We start from the raw sequence: 13,959 nt of genomic DNA, 5'->3' as shown, positions 1-13,959 counted from the left end.
AACGACGGCATCCTCACCATCACCTCGATTGATCTTTGAGCATTGGCGTGGTGGTTTGGTGCATGGTTTCAATCACCTCCTCGGCTAGGGGCTGACTTTCTGCCGCTGGAATCAACACCTCCAGATAGGCAGCCCCGTTGTGGGCATTGATTGCCGTGAACGCCTGCTCCAGCTCCACCACCGTGGAGGCCCTGCCGCACCACCATCCTTTGCAACCCAGTGCCGCCGGGATCTCCGCATAACGCCAGGGAGGCAAGTCGTTATAGGCATGGCCCGTTTCACTGATCAGGGCCTCCACCCCATAGAGGCCGTTGTTGAGCACGATCACCACAGGGGTGACGCCGGTGAAACCCATCACACCGATTTCCTGCACGGTGAGTTGATGGGCGCCATCGCCCGTCACCAACACCACCCGGCGGCCTTGATCCGCCAAGGCACACCCCAACGCTGCCGGCGTGCCCCAACCGATCGAACTCCAGAGCGTTTGGCTTTCCATGGCCACATCAGCCGGCAGCCGTATCGCATTGAGCTGCAGCAGGCAGGTGCCGGTGTCGGACACCAGCAGATCCGTGGCTCGCAGGAAGCGCTGCAGGCGGGGATAGAAACTGGCTGATCCCGTGGCTTGATCGCCCTCTCCACTGAGGGGCAGCAGCGGTGAGGGTTGAACCGGTCGCTGGTCTCCCCAACAGGCAACGCGTGGCGCATCCGCTTGGAAACGCCGAGTCAGTCCGGCCAGCACATCACTGATGCTCACGCTGGTGAACACCTGATCACCGGCCTGCACCCAATCGGCATGCAAGGCCACGGTGCGGCGCCCATCCACCCGTCCGCTCCAAAGGCCGGTGTTGAGGTCCTCCAAGACCAGTCCGCCCACATCGATCAACAGGTCGGCGTCTTCCACAACCCCTTGCAACTCTGCGGGAGTGGAGCGACCGCCGTTGTACATCCCAAGGAAAGCGGGATGGCCTTCGCTGAGCAGGGCCTTGTCCATCGGCGTGGTGGCATAGGCCAAACCCGACGCCTCAAGAAACGCCTCAAAGGCCTCCACCAATCCATAACGCCGCAAGGTGATGGTGGGCAGCACCACCGGCCGCTGCGCCGCTTTGATCCTGGCTTCGAGCAGATCGAGCACCGCCTCCAGTTCCACGGCAACGCTGGCGTGTTGATCAATCGCACCAAGCGGAGCCCCCTGGATCGGCGTGCCAGTGATTGGCATCAGCGCCAGATCCATCGGAAAGGTGAGATAGGCCGGTCTGGATTCCTCCAGGGCTTTATCGATCACCCGCTCCAGTTCGATCACCACGTTTTCAGGGGTCAAGCGCGCGCTCACACAGCTGGCGGCGGCGGAAATCGCCTCAAAACGCTGGTAGTTGCGATCCCCAAGGGTGTGATGACAGATCAGACCCTGGCGCACGATGCGCAAACTGGGGGTGCCCACCAGATGAAACACCGGCAACCGCTCGGCCATCGCGCCCATCAGGCCATTGAGCGCACTCAGTTCCCCCACGCCGTAGGTGGTGCACACAATGCCGGCACCGCGGCGGCGGGCATAGCCATCAGCTGCATAGGCCGCATTCAATTCATTCGCGGACGGAACCCACTGCAGCCGTGGATGCACCTCCACCGCATCATTCAGCGGGAACGAGTAATCCCCTGGCACCCCGAAGACATGCCCAATGCCGAGATCGGCAAGACGATCCAGCGCGTAGGTCACGACGGAAGGAGCCATCACCACAGCAGCGCAATCACTGAAAGTTTGGCAAGAGCCATTGATCTGTGCCCGCATGAACGACACGAATCCGCCAAAGGCGGCACACTGATCGGGTAGCCACCGCTACATACGTTCACCTCTCATTCAGAGAGGCGCAGTTCGACTCAGGCCATGGAACGGGGACCTGAGCTTGCTTCGAGGAACCTCATCATGACCCTGACCTATCGCGGCCAGAAGTACGTGCAGAACACCGCTGCTGCCACCAGCAACCAGCGCCCAGTTCTCGTGTATCGCGGCACTGTTGTTCAGAAATGAACGCCCAGTGAATGCCATCGGCTCACGATGCTTCTCAACCCCGCTGATGCGGGGTTTTTTAATGGCAACCATGAACAACCCCCAACAACCCTGGCGGCTCTGGGCCTTCGTGATCGGTTTCAACCTCGTGGCCTTTCTGGGTTACGCCTGGGCCCGCTCCCAGGGCATCGGCCTTCGCTGATTCAATAGCGTGAGGGATCGGGCAGGCAGGCACCTGAGCCGACAACACCCATGCAGGCTGGATGTGTAAGACGCTTTGAAGTGAGCATATTTGCTCTTTGCAGCTCCAGAGCAAGACCACTAGACAGTGGTCGCGGCAGCAGCGGCTTCAAGACACAGCCCATTGCCGTCAGCGGAACGCTTCACCACGAACGTTCCGCTTCAGGCCACCTCTCCCCGACGCTTCTCCAAACCGGGGTGGTGGCCCCATGGCTGATCTGCAGGTGAAGTCTTCACTTGCGATTTCCATAGTTCATGGTTTAACGACGTCCCAACGTGTTAACTCACAACAAGCCTTTTGCTTTAATAGCGATGCAGAACAGACTTTCGAGCTGCCGACCCTCAACGATTGAAGCTCTCGGTGATCATCACTTCCGCGTTTGCGGCGAGCAAGGTTGCGTCATTGTGAAAGGTTGGAGTAATGCCCAATACCTGAGCCGCCATGCCGACGATGGTGCGCTGCAAAGCCGCTACCGCTTTGAAGACTGATCACCTGCCAACTGATCGCAATCATGCACGATTCGGCTCACCACACAGAGCACGATCGACAAGAGTGGAGGCATGCGGCATCGACCTCCCAACGCCAAACGACATCAGCCCGAGCCCCCCGCGGGGAGCTGGTTGATGCATGGCAGGAGTCGTCAACTGCTGCACTTCAAACCTGTGAATAAAGGCAGCGGCGAATGGATCGAATTGCGCTACCTTTACTGGGTTCCGCCCCATCCGCCAGTCACCCAGAACCGCCGTCTGATTTCTCTCGACGATGCACTGGAGCGCTGGGGCCAACTGCGAGCCTCCGGCTGGCGTCAGGTTCAAAGGATCTGCCATTGCTGACATCAGGCGCCTTTCGTACCAAACGACACCCATGGCAATAACAGAAGGTCGCAATCGTGAAAACACTTGATCCTTGCGACGATGTCGAGTCATCGACCCGTTGAAATTCTTCCCCGCTCAGGCCTTCAAGCCGGCGTGGCCTTTTTCAGCGACCCCTTGCCAAGCGATGCAACCCTCATCGCAGAAGTCCCCTCATCAGACCAACCCCAGCTGTTCTGTCACCGCCGACAAACCGACCAGTTGATGGTGCTGCGCGGCAGCGTCGATCTGATCGTGTTGCAGAACCGGCAGTTGCGCCGCATCACCCTGCGAGAAGACGAAGCCACCTGGGTGCGCATTCCCGCAGGCGTGCCGCATGGAGCGATTAACCGCAGTTGCCAGGCGGCGGTGATGGTGAATGCCGTGCTGCGGCACGGCCCCAGCGATCCGCGCGACTATCGCCCGCGCCCCGTGCCCCGCGCCCTCCTCCAGCAGTGGGATGCATTGATCGCGGGGTGAGAGCCGGCATCGAGGCCGCGCCCAACAGAGTGCTGAAACGGTAAGCATCGCTGCACCCGAAGCCACACCAAAATCGTTACAACATGTGCAGTTGAGAGACAAGCATGGCGGTTTTTGGAGTAATTGGCTGCGGCTACGTCGGCAGTGATGTCGCCGTGCACCTCAAATATGCAGGCCATCAGCTCATCGGCACCACCCGCTCGCCTGAGCGCATGCCAGCACTCCAGGAGGTGGTTCATGAGGCCCATCAGCTGGACCTCACCGATGCCGCAGCGGATTTCACCTTTCTCGAGCAGCTCGACGGCCTCCTGATCAGTGTGGCTCCCACCCAGCAGAGCGAGGGCTACAACAGCGTGTTTGCCAGCGGCCTGCGCAACCTCACCCGTGCCTTGCGCTGCCGCCGCAGCACCCGAAACCTGCACATCACCCTGATCAGCAGCGCCGGCGTTTACGGCGACCAGCAGGGCAACGGCGTGAATGAAGACTCTCCTTGCGACACCAGCAATCCGGTGAATGCGCTGCTGGCCTCAGCGGAAGACCTTCTGCGCAACATCGATCGACCCGACACCGAAATCTGCATTCTCCGCCTGGGCGGGATCTACGGTCCCGGCCGCGACATGGTGGCCATGATTCGCCGCGCAGCGGGACAGCAAGTCCCCAAAAATGGCAATGCCATTCCAGCGTGGAGCAGCATCCTCGACATCACCCGCGGCGTGCATTTCGCCTTTCAACAAGGCCTCGAGGGCACCTACAACCTTGTCGACGACATGCAGCTGTCCCGCCGCGAACTCTCGACCTTGATCTGCGACCGCGAGGGGCTTCCTCCCGTGCTGTGGGGCCACAGCGAACCGGCAGGCGCGCGCATGATGAACGCCAGGGTGTCGAACGACAAGATTAAAGCAGCTGGCTTCAGCTTTCAGTCCCCATCGATGCTGGTGCCCGAATCCGTGTAACCCCTCAACACCCCGCCAAGGGGAACGAGCTCCTGCTATCTGTTCGCCATCAACACCACAGCAGAGCCCACGGTCAGGGCTCCGAAAAACACAAAGGGGATTTTCAGTTCGATTGCGACGAAAGAGTGCTCACATCAGGGCTGACACAGCTTGATGTAGCGAATGTCATGCCAACGTCGCAACAACAGGGGCTTGCCCGGATCGCCTCAAGTGTCTTGACGCCGAAACCGGCGTAAACACCTGATCATGGCCTTGACACACAGTCAAGGCAGCGTCCAATCAAAAGCTCCGACAACCGCCACAACGCCGAAGCCTGGTCAAAGTCGGCAGCATTGGGGCTGGTGGCCTTCGCTTCAAAGCGATGCAGACCCGGCCGCACCAACCGGTTGCTCCAATAACTGAAACCAGGAGTGCCATAGTCAGCCTCCGTGGTGAGCGCCGCCAGCAGTCGCCCGGCCGTCTGCACCGATTCAGTCACCCGCAACAGATCCCGGGCCACCGCAGCAAACAGCGCCATGCCCACCGGATTGCTCTGGCGGTTGTAGCGAAAGAAGCCCTCTCGGCACCGGGGAATCACCAGGCCCGGGCTCCAGGCGATCACCGGCATCACCCCCTCCAGCTGTCGGGCGAGTTCACGGCCCAGCAGCACGTTGCAGAGCTTGCTGTCTTTGTAGGCCTTGTCGCCATCAAAGCGCTCACTGCCATCGAGCATCACAAAGCTTGCTCCAGAGCGCAGTCCCGCCAGATCCCCCAGATCCGCGGGTTGGCCCACCCGGCCTCCGCCCGTGGCGGGGTCATGCACATCCGAGGCCGTGATCACCAGCCGTGGCTGCTCTCCGGCTCGCAACAACGGCAGCAGTCGGGTGGCAATCCACTGGTGGGCCAGTTGATTCACCGCAAAGGTGATCTCGATCCCCTGAGCACTGAACACCGGAGCCGTAGCACCAGCCCGTTGCTGACCGGCATTGAGCACCAGCCCATCCAAGGCCTGGCCCTGTGCCAACAGCTGTTGACAGCCCCGCTCCACACTGAACAGATCCGCCAGGTCGACGGCGTGGCAAACAATGCGGCTGGCATCGGCGCCCGCTGCGAGCAGATGCTGGCGCGTCTGTTCACAACGCTCCTGCGAACGGCACAACAGGGTGAGCTGATGACCGGCGCAGGCCAGCAGACGCGCCGCCTCCAGGCCAATGCCCGAACTCGCGCCGGTCATCAGAAGCCGCTTCATCGCATCACCCTGCCGAGCTGCGAGTCCCCCATTGACCCTCACATCTGGTTGATGTTGAAGCCAAAGCGCCGGGCCAGAGAAGGGGCTTGCTCATTGTTCTGCCTGAGATCGGCGATGGCCTGCCGTGCCGATGCCCTCTCCATTTCCAGGGAATGAAGCAGCTGCTTGGCCAGATCACGGATGGCATCGATGTCATCGCAGCCATCCAACTTGCGGCAGGCGGCCTCGAGCCGAAAGCGTTGCTCCACCGACAGCTTGTGATCGGCCATGGATTGGATCCGTCAATGCCAGAACTGTGGCGGCTGCCCCGTGCCTGCTGTGGGGCAGAAAACCGACCCTGATCCGAATCAGGTCAATTTGCACCAGCCGCACCACAACAACCAAAGCAGCAGGGCTATCAAGCCTGGAATCTGGAAGGGCTATCTCGAGAAGAACGAGATGGCCAAGGCTCTGGCCCTGGTCGACGGTCCACCGGCATCAGGCAGTGCGGCAGAGGCCCTCGATCAAGCCACGGCCAAAGCCACCTTTGCGCTGCGAGGCACGGCCCGTTGGACCCTGGCCGCCAAGGATGCCGACCTGCACTTTCCCGGCGTCGCCGCCACCTTTTCCTGCGCCTTAGGCGTACCAATCAACGAAACGGAGACGCCCAAGCTGCTGATGCTGATGCGCCGCAGCATGACCGACCTGGGACTCTCCACCTACCCCGCCAAAAACAAATACCAGCGTCAGCGGCCCTTCATGGTGAATGGCCAACCGATCTGCACACCGGAAGATGAACCAGCGCTGCGCAGCGATGGCTCTTACCCCTCAGGCCATACGGCCGTGGGTTGGGGTTGGGGCTTGATCCTCAGCACGATCGCGCCGGACCGCAGCGATGAACTGATCGCCCGCGGACGCGCCTACGGCGAAAGCCGCAGCGTCTGCATCGAGGGTCAAGCGTGATGCCACCGTTCCCCCCAGCACCTCGAGCTTGTGCTCACTGCAGAGCATTTGGCTCAACGGCGCCAGCAACTGCTCGGCGATGCTCTTGCTGTTGATCCAGCGCACATCAAACGAATCCTGATGAGCGAGGGCGTAGTAGTAGAGGAGTTCCATCGTCACCGCCGCCGAGAGCTCTTCCGGTGGCTTGAACAGACCCACCAGCAGGATCGGCCGCAGGAACTCGTTGATCATGCGGTCACTGATCCGCAGCTGTTGGAACAGCGTCAGTGCATCGATGCGGTCGTACTGCTCGTACACCACCTGGTTGCGATGCAGGTCGAGCATGGCAACCAACAACCCGGCGATGCTCAAGCGGTCGGCAACCGGCAACCGCTTGAAGTTGTTGATGGTGGCGAAGGCCTGCCCCAACGGACTGGGCAGCTGAGGGCCCTCACCGAACACGGGCGCGGTCGCTTCCAGACCCTGCGGAGACCAGAAGGCGCTGGTGGTGAATTCGGTGAACACATCGCTGAGGCCGAGCTCAGCGGTGAGAGCGTTGATGTTGGGATAGTCCTTCCAGAAACCGCGCGTGCCGGCTTCAAACGGCTTGCCGCTGGCGGTGATGAGCGGCGTCGCACCGGTGGGGTCTGCCAGACCATCCAGCAGGGTGACGCGCACACCGGCTTCGCAGAGGGCTTTGGCAGCGCCCCAGCCAGCCCAGCCGGCACCGATCACCACCACATGGGAAGGCTTGGAGGCGTCAGTCATGGCCATCACTCCAGGGAAAATTCACTGCGCAACGCCCGGGCATCCTGAATGCGCTGCGCACCAGCCAGGTGGCGCAGCCGTTCGGTCAACCAGATCCGCAGCCGCGTGCTGGCCACAGATTTGCTCAAGAGGGCATCGCTCGGCTCGGGCTCACCGAAGGGAATCGTCATCGGCAGCGGACGGCACTCGAGGCTAAAGACACACCATCGGCATCGCTGCAGCCCAATCCGCAGTGGCGCGGTCGTTGCCGCCACGATGCCCCCACCCGATGGCGGCAACGCTCCATGCACGATCCCCGTTCAACGCTGCTGAACCACAACAGCGGACGCTGGGCGGGGTGCTTCATCCGCCTCAATGGCAGCGGCCTTGAGCAGGAACGCTTCCCCACCGTGCTGGATGTGGAAGAACGCGACGGGGTGATTCAAACCAACCTCACCTACGTGAACAGAGGCGAGCAGCGGGCCATGAACTTCACGGCCCTGCCCTTCACGATGCAAGTGGGCGCAGACGGTGGCTGGTCGCTGGGCCCCAGCTCGATCACCCCCTGGAACTGGGTGGGGGAACTGTGCGTGGTGCGGGGGACGCAACGGCGCCGCATGATCGTGCGCCACGGCACCAGCGGCCTCGACAGCGTGGTGTACGTGAGGGAAAGCCAAGACGAGCCGCTGCAACCACTCCTCCCCGAGCCATTGCACTGCCCAAGCCACCCCATCAACGCGTTCACGGTCTGGACGCCCGAGCCCGGCGTGGAACTGCTGCTCGACAGCCGCGTCCGCCAAAGCGGCGACGCCACCGCCTGCGGCCTGCGTTGGTCCTCCCCAGATGGCAGCAACCATCAGATCATGCGTCGCTACGACAGCCAGGGCCAGATGCAACCCCTTTCAGAGGCCTGGGGCTAAGGCTTCAGCAGGTTGGCGTGAGCAGGATTAGGGTCGCCCACCTCACCATCAGCCTCAATCCATCGCCCCATGCGCCGTTTTGAAATCAGTGCCGATGGGTTCCCCACCCAACAGCTGGAGTGCAGTGGCTGCAGCGGCGATGCCCTCACCCTGGCCTTGGCCAACACCGCCGTGCAGCAGTGGAAGGTGAACCGCCGCAGCCCCGATGACCGCAGTTGGTTTTTTGATGTGACCCTGCAAAACGCAGCAGGCGATGCCACCACCGAGTTCCGCGTCGACACCCTCAGCTGAGACGAAGCGCACAGTTGAACGAAGCGCACAGTTGAACGAAGCGCACAGTGAAATCCGCTCAGTTGAGAGAAGGCCACAGCCCGACCGAACCTTGCAAGGCGGCAAGCCGCATCTTTCGCCTCTGAAGCCATCGCCCTAGACCTGTTGCAGGTCCCATGGGACGGGGCACCAACTCCCGAGAGCTTCGGCTCTTGGGAATTTTTTTGGCTCGGAAGAACGGCGAAGGGGGAAGAGCATCACACTTGGTTCAGGGCAGCCATGGCTCCCCTGCATGAACCGAATCGGACCACGAAACCAACGGCGTTGAAGCAAGTGTCCACGCTGCCTGGGCAACGGAGCCATAGCTCTCTACAGAACCATCGGCGAGATCTGCATCGAACGCGATGAAAACCAGCGCATTCCTACTCAGCAGTGCACTCCTGCTGGCCGGCTGCACCCAGACCAAGCCCGACACCACGGCCGCAAGCACGGCCGGCAGCACCCAATCCACGACCCCGAACACCGCTGCAACCGAGCCCACTGCGGACAAGGGCACAGCAGAAAAGAGCACCGACCAATGGCCCTTGACCTGCCAGCTCAATGAGGTGGCGTCGACCTGCCGCACAGAGCCCGCCGCCAACGACGGGTTCACCCTCTTCTTCAGCCATGCCGAAGGTCCGGTGTACACCTTCACCCCCGTCGGCCCTGCCACCACCGACAAACGGGAGATGGTCGACAGCACCGGCACCCGCTGGCTGATGAGCGGCCACCGCTCCTTCGAACTCGAAGAGGTCGGCGGGTTCGGCAACCGCATCAGCGTCAGCGCCCCCTGATCAGATCCCTGATCAATTCGCCTTCTGGAAGCCGGGGCCTGGTTTCACGGGAATCCCTCCGTTGCAGAAGTTGGAGGCAAACACCTCCTGGTCCTGCACCGTCCAGTCGGGTTTGTTGGCCCGATACCAAGTGATGCTGTCGCTGTAACAGGTGTTCCACCGGGTCGCCTGTTCCGCGATCGGCCTCAGGGAAACAGCAATCGACACAGAACTGACTGTGGCCACCACCCCCAGCACGGGGAACAGGTGGGCGTTGACCATGTCTCGAGCCTTCGACATCGCACCTAAAGCGTCAGCAGGCTTGTCTTAGCGCCCCTGCGTCAGCCACGCCGTTCAAACTTTCGTTTGCTTTGCACGCAAAGGCAATGCGCCTTTACACGGATAGGCAACCAACGCCATTCACCGCAAAGTAGGTCCATCGAGATCGGAGGCGCTGATGACAGCCGACACTCCACCCAACCAGATCCAAGAAGCTCTCTGACTTCTGGCCCCTGCTCCAACAGTTTCCACTCATCCGTAGAGCTGGTCCTTTCGTAGGCACTGATCCGGTGCGCCACGCGAATCGACACTCCATTGCACCGCCCAACGCTGTTCCTTCAGACAAGGTGCCCCGGAGCTTCATCAGCACTACTCCTGGACGTCATGGCCCCAGGGTTGCCAACGCCAGAACGCTTCGCCCCTTTCCTTCTTTCCTCAAGACGTGACGGGGTTCAACCATGCGCGAACGAGCGAGTTAGGCCGTCTTTCCACCCGGGAAGGCGGCCTTCTCCTTAGAGATCCAACTCGCGATGGCCAGCGAACCCCTCGAAGCAAGGCCGCATTACCACAAAGATCGAATAAAGGCAAATATCGGCTTCCGCTGACGCTTTTTTTGAAACACAGTGTTACGGTTCCGCTGACCCAATGGTTTTGCGGATGTACACGCTCGACAAAGCTCGTCAGATTTTTCCTGAAACCAAGACTGCCGACGCCGTCCCAGCGATTACAGCCCGCTTCAAACTGCTCAGCGCCGAAGACCAACTGGCGCTGATCTGGTTTGCCTATCTCGAGATGGGTCGCTCGATCACCATTGCCGCTCCTGGCGCCGCTCGCATGGCTCTGGCCCAACCCACCCTCGACGAGATGGTGGCGATGAGCTTCGACGAGCAGACCAAGGTGATGTGCGACCTGGCCGCCAAGATCGAATCCCCGATTTCCAGCCGCTACGCCTACTGGTCGGTGAACGTGAAGCTGGGCTTCTGGTACGAGCTCGGTGAGCTGATGCGCCAGGGCAAAGTGGCGCCGATCCCCCAGGGCTACAAGCTGTCTGCCAACGCCTCGTCTGTTCTCGACGCGGTGAAGAAAGTGGAACAGGGCCAGCAGATCACCCTGCTGCGCAACTTCGTGGTTGACATGGGCTTCGACCCCAACCTCGACGACGACAAAGTGGTGTCTGAACCCATCGTCGCTCCCACTCCGATCGAGCAACGCGAGGAGATCTTCATCCCAGGCGTGCTCAACGAGACGATCCTGAGCTACATGAAGCTCCTCAACGCCAACGATTTCGATCAACTGATCGATCTGTTCCTTGACGACGGCGCCCTCCAGCCCCCCTTCCAGCGTCCGATCGTTGGCCGTGAAGCCATTCTCAAGTTCTTCAAGCGCGACTGCCAGAACTTGAAGCTGATGCCCCAGGGCGGCTTCGGCGAGCCCGCAGAGGGTGGCTTCAACCAGATCAAAGTCACCGGCAAGGTGCAAACCCCTTGGTTCGGCCGCGAAGTGGGCATGAACGTTGCCTGGCGCTTCCTGCTCGATGACAACAACAAGATCTACTTCGTTGCCATCGACTTGCTGGCCTCCCCTGCAGAGCTGCTGAAACTTGGCGCGAAATGAGGTAGCGCCTGTGTCCAACAAGGGGCTGAAACTTGCCGGGCTGATTGGTGCCGGCTGGCTTCTGTCCCTTGTGGTCTGCCTTGGCTTTCCTGTTCAACAGGCACAGCTTGCTGTGGTGATTGCGCTGGTTCTGCTCCGCAGCTTCCTGCACACCGGCCTGTTCATCGTGGCCCACGATGCAATGCACCAAAGCTTGGCACCAGGGGCTTTCGCCTTGAACCGCCGAATCGGACGTTGGTGCTTAATGGCCTATGCAGGCTTGTCGTATACGACTTGCTCTCGCAACCACCATCTTCATCACCAACATCCTGCATCCGAGTCAGACCCCGATTACTGCCAAACAGGTGAGCAATCCATCTTGGCTTGGTACGTTCATTTCCTAGGTCATTACATCGGAGGCCAACAGATTGTCCGCCTTGCGGCAATCTGGCTTGCGCTTTTCTTTGTGACCCTGAGCGTTCAAGACCATGCAGCACGAGCCATCATTCTCTTTGCTGTTCTGCCTCTCATCATCAGCTCCTGGCAGCTGTTCCTGATCGGCACCTGTTTACCTCACAGAAAACGATTGAATGCTTACAACGCATCCAATCAACCGACAAGCCTCCGACTTCCAGCAGCACTATCTTTCGCAGCTTGTTACCACTTTGGCTACCATCGGGAACACCATGAATTCCCTTCAACGCCTTGGTATCAGCTGCCCAAGCTGCACGCCGCACACCAGCAGTCTTTAAAGAGTCACCAAGCCTGATCGCAAACCTCCACTCCCCCAATCCCCATGTCGACAACTGACTGGACCCCAGACGAATTAACAATCGCTCGCGCAGCATTCGAGGCAGGCAAGCAGCGCTCCATCGAGGTCTTGATTCAAACCCTTCAGGAAAGCGTTGGGGACCTCAGCTCCCCTGAGTCGATTTGGTTACTCCACGATTATCTGAGCACGGAGCGCTATCAATACGAGGGCCTGGCTGATTTCGACACCAGCAATATTCTTTTCACGCTTGCAGACATGATCAAACAAAAATTGATCACCTCAGACGACCTCAATGGCTTAGATCAGAAAAAACTGAGCAAAGTCAAAGCGATGTCAATGTTCTAGAGACAGGCTTCAATTAACAGCAATTAATATTTTCAGGGTTAACTCTTACTAGGGAAGCTCTGGGCAACGCCGGTTTGAGCGGCGCGGGGCCGCCAAAAGTTGTCTGACGTGGCCTTTGTGTTGCATTGAAACTTGAATCAGCCCCTGGATAGCTGATTACGGGCTCTTTGCCTTCTCTTTTGGCACCCTGTTCATCCCAACAGCCACACCAGTTCTGTGTTCATGCTGCAGCCAGTAGATGGCCACGAGCGAGAAACAGATTGGTCAGTGCGGCCATCACATTAATCTTGCATCGATTCTTGGCCAGGCCACGCAGTCGGGTCTTTTGAAAGCCGAACTGTTGTTTGATCACCCTGAATGGGTGCTCAACCTTGGCGCGGACGTGTGCCTTTGCAGCCTCGATCAGATCCTCAAGCCTTCCTTCTGGAGTGTCAGGTAGCGCTCGGCGTTTGCCTGGTCGCATCGCCACCGGGCTCCACCTTTCTGTTGCCCTCCACAGAAGGGCCGATGGCCCGAACCTTCGAAGGGATGGTGCGTTTGCAGAACGTGCTCAGCGGACCGGCCCCCTATACGCCAACGGCCCTGAGACCCAAGCTGGAGCTTCCCCTCAGCTATCCATCCATCAAAGGCATGCGGATCGCCTTCAGCATGAATCAAGGCTGGGCCGAAATCGATGCGGACACGCAGGCGAACACCCGTGAAGCCTTGCGGGTCTTTGAGCGTCAGGGTGCAGTCATTGACGAGGTTGATCTGAATCTCGGCGTGGACGGCCCCGCACTTCGCACCGCCCTCGTCAATGCTCTCTACGGCCGTTACTTCTCCGAGATGGCGGCAACGACTCGCGGCAGCGCCGAAGCCAAGCAGGCCGAAGACATGATCAATGCCCTCTACAAACGGATTCAGGATGCTGTCTTCCTGAACGGGTACAGCGCAGTGCTGATGCCCACACTGGCCACCAGCGATGTCGCGGCCGATTTCGATCCCACCAGAGACACCATCCGCATCAACGGTCAGCCCGTGGAGCCCAACGTGGGCTGGGTGCTCACAGCACTGTGGAATCTCCTGAACTGGAATCCGGTCGTCTCCATCCCCACAGGTCTCAATCGCAATCAGATGCCCACGGGTCTTCAGATCTGCACGACCACCTATGACGATGCAACCGCAATGCGCATCGCTTCAGCGTTTGCCTCCGAAGCACCCGCCCTGTTCAGAGGCGACCGGTTCCCTGAATTCCTGAATCAATCCGAAGTCGACCAGGAGCGATCAACCGGCAGAGGCTGATCGGCAGCGGTGATCGAGATGGTTGCCTGAGACGGCCAGCGGTCGGGGCTGCAGCTCATCGACGTGGATGAACAAAGACTGAAGGCGGTTGAATGTGTCGGTTTTGAGCTGGGTCAACACCCAATAGCAGAACCGTCGTTCCAGATCAGCTGAGATCAGAAGGAGCTGATTGCTCCGCAAGATCGTGGCAGGAGGGAACTCCGCTGGATCCGTGTCACGCAGGTCGGCGTGCATGCGGCAGGCCTTGCATGGTTGGGGATC

19 protein-coding genes and 2 pseudogenes are annotated in these 13,959 nt (G+C 60.1%); 13 read left to right on the top strand and 8 right to left on the bottom strand.

Annotated elements, in window-relative coordinates; translation table 11 throughout:
• Window positions 1–19: 19 nt before the first annotated feature.
• Complete coding sequence (locus H0O21_RS07700) at window positions 20–1,729, bottom strand: alpha-keto acid decarboxylase family protein (protein ID WP_185189269.1); 1,710 nt, start codon at window positions 1,727–1,729, stop codon at window positions 20–22.
• A gap of 192 nt (window positions 1,730–1,921) precedes the next feature.
• Here H0O21_RS07700 and H0O21_RS07695 point away from each other — a divergent pair, with 192 nt between their 5' ends.
• The 5 genes from H0O21_RS07695 to H0O21_RS07675 all read left to right on the top strand — a co-directional run bounded on the left by H0O21_RS07695 (window position 1,922) and on the right by H0O21_RS07675 (window position 4,530).
• Window positions 1,922–2,026 carry a DUF4278 domain-containing protein gene (locus tag H0O21_RS07695; protein ID WP_185189268.1) on the top strand — a complete coding sequence of 35 codons (105 nt, stop codon included), beginning with the start codon at window positions 1,922–1,924 and terminating at the stop codon, window positions 2,024–2,026.
• A gap of 531 nt (window positions 2,027–2,557) precedes the next feature.
• Window positions 2,558–2,734, top strand: coding sequence for a hypothetical protein (locus tag H0O21_RS07690; RefSeq protein WP_185189267.1), 177 nt, complete (start codon window positions 2,558–2,560; stop codon window positions 2,732–2,734).
• A gap of 72 nt (window positions 2,735–2,806) precedes the next feature.
• Window positions 2,807–3,079 carry a DUF1651 domain-containing protein gene (locus tag H0O21_RS07685; RefSeq protein ID WP_185189266.1) on the top strand — a complete coding sequence of 91 codons (273 nt, stop codon included), beginning with the start codon at window positions 2,807–2,809 and terminating at the stop codon, window positions 3,077–3,079.
• An 81-nt stretch (window positions 3,080–3,160) separates the two neighbouring features.
• On the top strand, window positions 3,161–3,577 hold the full coding sequence (locus H0O21_RS07680; RefSeq protein ID WP_185189265.1) for a cupin domain-containing protein: 417 nt from the start codon (window positions 3,161–3,163) through the stop codon (window positions 3,575–3,577).
• Window positions 3,578–3,681: 104 nt separating this feature from the next.
• On the top strand, window positions 3,682–4,530 hold the full coding sequence (locus H0O21_RS07675; RefSeq protein WP_185189264.1) for an NAD-dependent epimerase/dehydratase family protein: 849 nt from the start codon (window positions 3,682–3,684) through the stop codon (window positions 4,528–4,530).
• A 244-nt stretch (window positions 4,531–4,774) separates the two neighbouring features.
• On the opposite strand, the gene H0O21_RS07670 is transcribed toward H0O21_RS07675, so the two are convergent.
• Window positions 4,775–5,758: an SDR family NAD(P)-dependent oxidoreductase gene (locus tag H0O21_RS07670; RefSeq protein WP_185189263.1), complete on the bottom strand. Its 984-nt coding sequence runs from the start codon at window positions 5,756–5,758 to the stop codon at window positions 4,775–4,777.
• 38 nt (window positions 5,759–5,796) lie between these two features.
• Window positions 5,797–6,027 (bottom strand): hypothetical protein, encoded by a 231-nt coding sequence (locus tag H0O21_RS07665; protein ID WP_185189262.1) that lies wholly within the window; start codon window positions 6,025–6,027, stop codon window positions 5,797–5,799.
• Between H0O21_RS07665 and H0O21_RS13640 the strand changes: the two genes are divergently transcribed.
• Window positions 6,026–6,700: a phosphatase PAP2 family protein gene (locus tag H0O21_RS13640; RefSeq protein WP_185189261.1), complete on the top strand. Its 675-nt coding sequence runs from the start codon at window positions 6,026–6,028 to the stop codon at window positions 6,698–6,700. The two genes, H0O21_RS07665 and H0O21_RS13640, sit on opposite strands and share 2 nt — an antisense overlap.
• On the opposite strand, the pseudogene H0O21_RS07655 reads toward H0O21_RS13640, so the two are convergent.
• Together H0O21_RS07655 and H0O21_RS07650 are read right to left on the bottom strand one after the other, a co-directional pair.
• A pseudogene (locus H0O21_RS07655) lies at window positions 6,668–7,453 on the bottom strand (NAD(P)-binding protein); the annotation flags it as partial. The gene H0O21_RS13640 and the pseudogene H0O21_RS07655 sit on opposite strands and share 33 nt — an antisense overlap.
• Window positions 7,453–7,617: a hypothetical protein gene (locus H0O21_RS07650; protein WP_185189260.1), complete on the bottom strand. Its 165-nt coding sequence runs from the start codon at window positions 7,615–7,617 to the stop codon at window positions 7,453–7,455. The pseudogene H0O21_RS07655 and the gene H0O21_RS07650, both read right to left, overlap by 1 nt.
• Before the next feature lie 114 nt (window positions 7,618–7,731).
• Between H0O21_RS07650 and H0O21_RS07645 the strand changes: the two genes are divergently transcribed.
• From H0O21_RS07645 to H0O21_RS07635, 3 genes are all read left to right on the top strand, one after another.
• Complete coding sequence (locus H0O21_RS07645) at window positions 7,732–8,346, top strand: DUF3598 family protein (RefSeq protein ID WP_185189259.1); 615 nt, start codon at window positions 7,732–7,734, stop codon at window positions 8,344–8,346.
• Window positions 8,347–8,415: 69 nt separating this feature from the next.
• Window positions 8,416–8,637, top strand: coding sequence for a hypothetical protein (locus H0O21_RS07640; protein WP_185189258.1), 222 nt, complete (start codon window positions 8,416–8,418; stop codon window positions 8,635–8,637).
• 383 nt (window positions 8,638–9,020) lie between these two features.
• A complete protein-coding gene (locus H0O21_RS07635; RefSeq protein ID WP_185189257.1) occupies window positions 9,021–9,449 on the top strand; it encodes a hypothetical protein in 429 nt (142 codons plus the stop codon).
• A 12-nt stretch (window positions 9,450–9,461) separates the two neighbouring features.
• Here H0O21_RS07635 and H0O21_RS07630 read toward each other — a convergent pair whose 3' ends face one another.
• On the bottom strand, window positions 9,462–9,728 hold the full coding sequence (locus H0O21_RS07630; RefSeq protein ID WP_185189256.1) for a hypothetical protein: 267 nt from the start codon (window positions 9,726–9,728) through the stop codon (window positions 9,462–9,464).
• Between the two features lie 636 nt (window positions 9,729–10,364).
• Between H0O21_RS07630 and H0O21_RS07625 the strand changes: the two genes are divergently transcribed.
• The 3 genes from H0O21_RS07625 to H0O21_RS07615 are packed head-to-tail and all read left to right on the top strand — an operon-like array spanning window position 10,365 to window position 12,417.
• Window positions 10,365–11,321 (top strand): orange carotenoid-binding protein, encoded by a 957-nt coding sequence (locus H0O21_RS07625; protein WP_185189255.1) that lies wholly within the window; start codon window positions 10,365–10,367, stop codon window positions 11,319–11,321.
• Window positions 11,308–12,069 (top strand): fatty acid desaturase, encoded by a 762-nt coding sequence (locus tag H0O21_RS07620; RefSeq protein ID WP_185189254.1) that lies wholly within the window; start codon window positions 11,308–11,310, stop codon window positions 12,067–12,069. Before H0O21_RS07625 ends, H0O21_RS07620 begins: the two co-directional genes overlap by 14 nt.
• Window positions 12,070–12,096: 27 nt before the next feature.
• Window positions 12,097–12,417 carry a hypothetical protein gene (locus H0O21_RS07615; protein WP_185189253.1) on the top strand — a complete coding sequence of 107 codons (321 nt, stop codon included), beginning with the start codon at window positions 12,097–12,099 and terminating at the stop codon, window positions 12,415–12,417.
• A gap of 220 nt (window positions 12,418–12,637) precedes the next feature.
• Here H0O21_RS07615 and H0O21_RS07610 read toward each other — a convergent pair.
• Window positions 12,638–12,820 (bottom strand): annotated as a pseudogene (locus H0O21_RS07610) (transposase); the annotation flags it as partial.
• Here H0O21_RS07610 and H0O21_RS07605 point away from each other — a divergent pair.
• On the top strand, window positions 12,775–13,698 hold the full coding sequence (locus tag H0O21_RS07605) for an amidase family protein (protein ID WP_255440941.1): 924 nt from the start codon (window positions 12,775–12,777) through the stop codon (window positions 13,696–13,698). The pseudogene H0O21_RS07610 and the gene H0O21_RS07605 sit on opposite strands and share 46 nt — an antisense overlap.
• Here the strand turns inward: H0O21_RS07605 and H0O21_RS07600 are convergent.
• A complete protein-coding gene (locus H0O21_RS07600) occupies window positions 13,681–13,932 on the bottom strand; it encodes a hypothetical protein (RefSeq protein ID WP_185189251.1) in 252 nt (83 codons plus the stop codon). The genes H0O21_RS07605 and H0O21_RS07600 overlap by 18 nt on opposite strands.
• Window positions 13,933–13,959: the final 27 nt, after the last annotated feature.

This window comes from Synechococcus sp. HK01-R, assembly GCF_014217855.1.
In the GTDB taxonomy this organism is placed as follows: Bacteria; Cyanobacteriota; Cyanobacteriia; order PCC-6307; family Cyanobiaceae; genus Synechococcus_C.
This window is presented reverse-complemented; position numbering and strand designations above follow the sequence as displayed.

What these genes read in the sequence shown, in the direction of transcription:
- H0O21_RS13640 (WP_185189261.1), top strand. Translation starts at nt 6,026, where the DNA reads ATGGATTGGATCCGTCAATGCCAGAACTGTGGCGGCTGCCCCGTGCCT.
- H0O21_RS07700 (WP_185189269.1), bottom strand. Translation starts at nt 1,729, where the DNA reads ATGGCTCCTTCCGTCGTGACCTACGCGCTGGATCGTCTTGCCGATCTC.
- H0O21_RS07600 (WP_185189251.1), bottom strand. Translation starts at nt 13,932, where the DNA reads ATGCACGCCGACCTGCGTGACACGGATCCAGCGGAGTTCCCTCCTGCC.
- H0O21_RS07690 (WP_185189267.1), top strand. Translation starts at nt 2,558, where the DNA reads ATGCAGAACAGACTTTCGAGCTGCCGACCCTCAACGATTGAAGCTCTC.
- H0O21_RS07605 (WP_255440941.1), top strand. Translation starts at nt 12,775, where the DNA reads ATGGGTGCTCAACCTTGGCGCGGACGTGTGCCTTTGCAGCCTCGATCA.
- H0O21_RS07675 (WP_185189264.1), top strand. Translation starts at nt 3,682, where the DNA reads ATGGCGGTTTTTGGAGTAATTGGCTGCGGCTACGTCGGCAGTGATGTC.
- H0O21_RS07630 (WP_185189256.1), bottom strand. Translation starts at nt 9,728, where the DNA reads ATGTCGAAGGCTCGAGACATGGTCAACGCCCACCTGTTCCCCGTGCTG.
- H0O21_RS07640 (WP_185189258.1), top strand. Translation starts at nt 8,416, where the DNA reads ATGCGCCGTTTTGAAATCAGTGCCGATGGGTTCCCCACCCAACAGCTG.
- H0O21_RS07695 (WP_185189268.1), top strand. Translation starts at nt 1,922, where the DNA reads ATGACCCTGACCTATCGCGGCCAGAAGTACGTGCAGAACACCGCTGCT.
- H0O21_RS07645 (WP_185189259.1), top strand. Translation starts at nt 7,732, where the DNA reads ATGCACGATCCCCGTTCAACGCTGCTGAACCACAACAGCGGACGCTGG.
- H0O21_RS07625 (WP_185189255.1), top strand. Translation starts at nt 10,365, where the DNA reads ATGTACACGCTCGACAAAGCTCGTCAGATTTTTCCTGAAACCAAGACT.
- H0O21_RS07635 (WP_185189257.1), top strand. Translation starts at nt 9,021, where the DNA reads ATGAAAACCAGCGCATTCCTACTCAGCAGTGCACTCCTGCTGGCCGGC.
- H0O21_RS07680 (WP_185189265.1), top strand. Translation starts at nt 3,161, where the DNA reads ATGTCGAGTCATCGACCCGTTGAAATTCTTCCCCGCTCAGGCCTTCAA.
- H0O21_RS07615 (WP_185189253.1), top strand. Translation starts at nt 12,097, where the DNA reads ATGTCGACAACTGACTGGACCCCAGACGAATTAACAATCGCTCGCGCA.
- H0O21_RS07665 (WP_185189262.1), bottom strand. Translation starts at nt 6,027, where the DNA reads ATGGCCGATCACAAGCTGTCGGTGGAGCAACGCTTTCGGCTCGAGGCC.
- H0O21_RS07650 (WP_185189260.1), bottom strand. Translation starts at nt 7,617, where the DNA reads ATGACGATTCCCTTCGGTGAGCCCGAGCCGAGCGATGCCCTCTTGAGC.
- H0O21_RS07670 (WP_185189263.1), bottom strand. Translation starts at nt 5,758, where the DNA reads ATGAAGCGGCTTCTGATGACCGGCGCGAGTTCGGGCATTGGCCTGGAG.
- H0O21_RS07685 (WP_185189266.1), top strand. Translation starts at nt 2,807, where the DNA reads ATGCGGCATCGACCTCCCAACGCCAAACGACATCAGCCCGAGCCCCCC.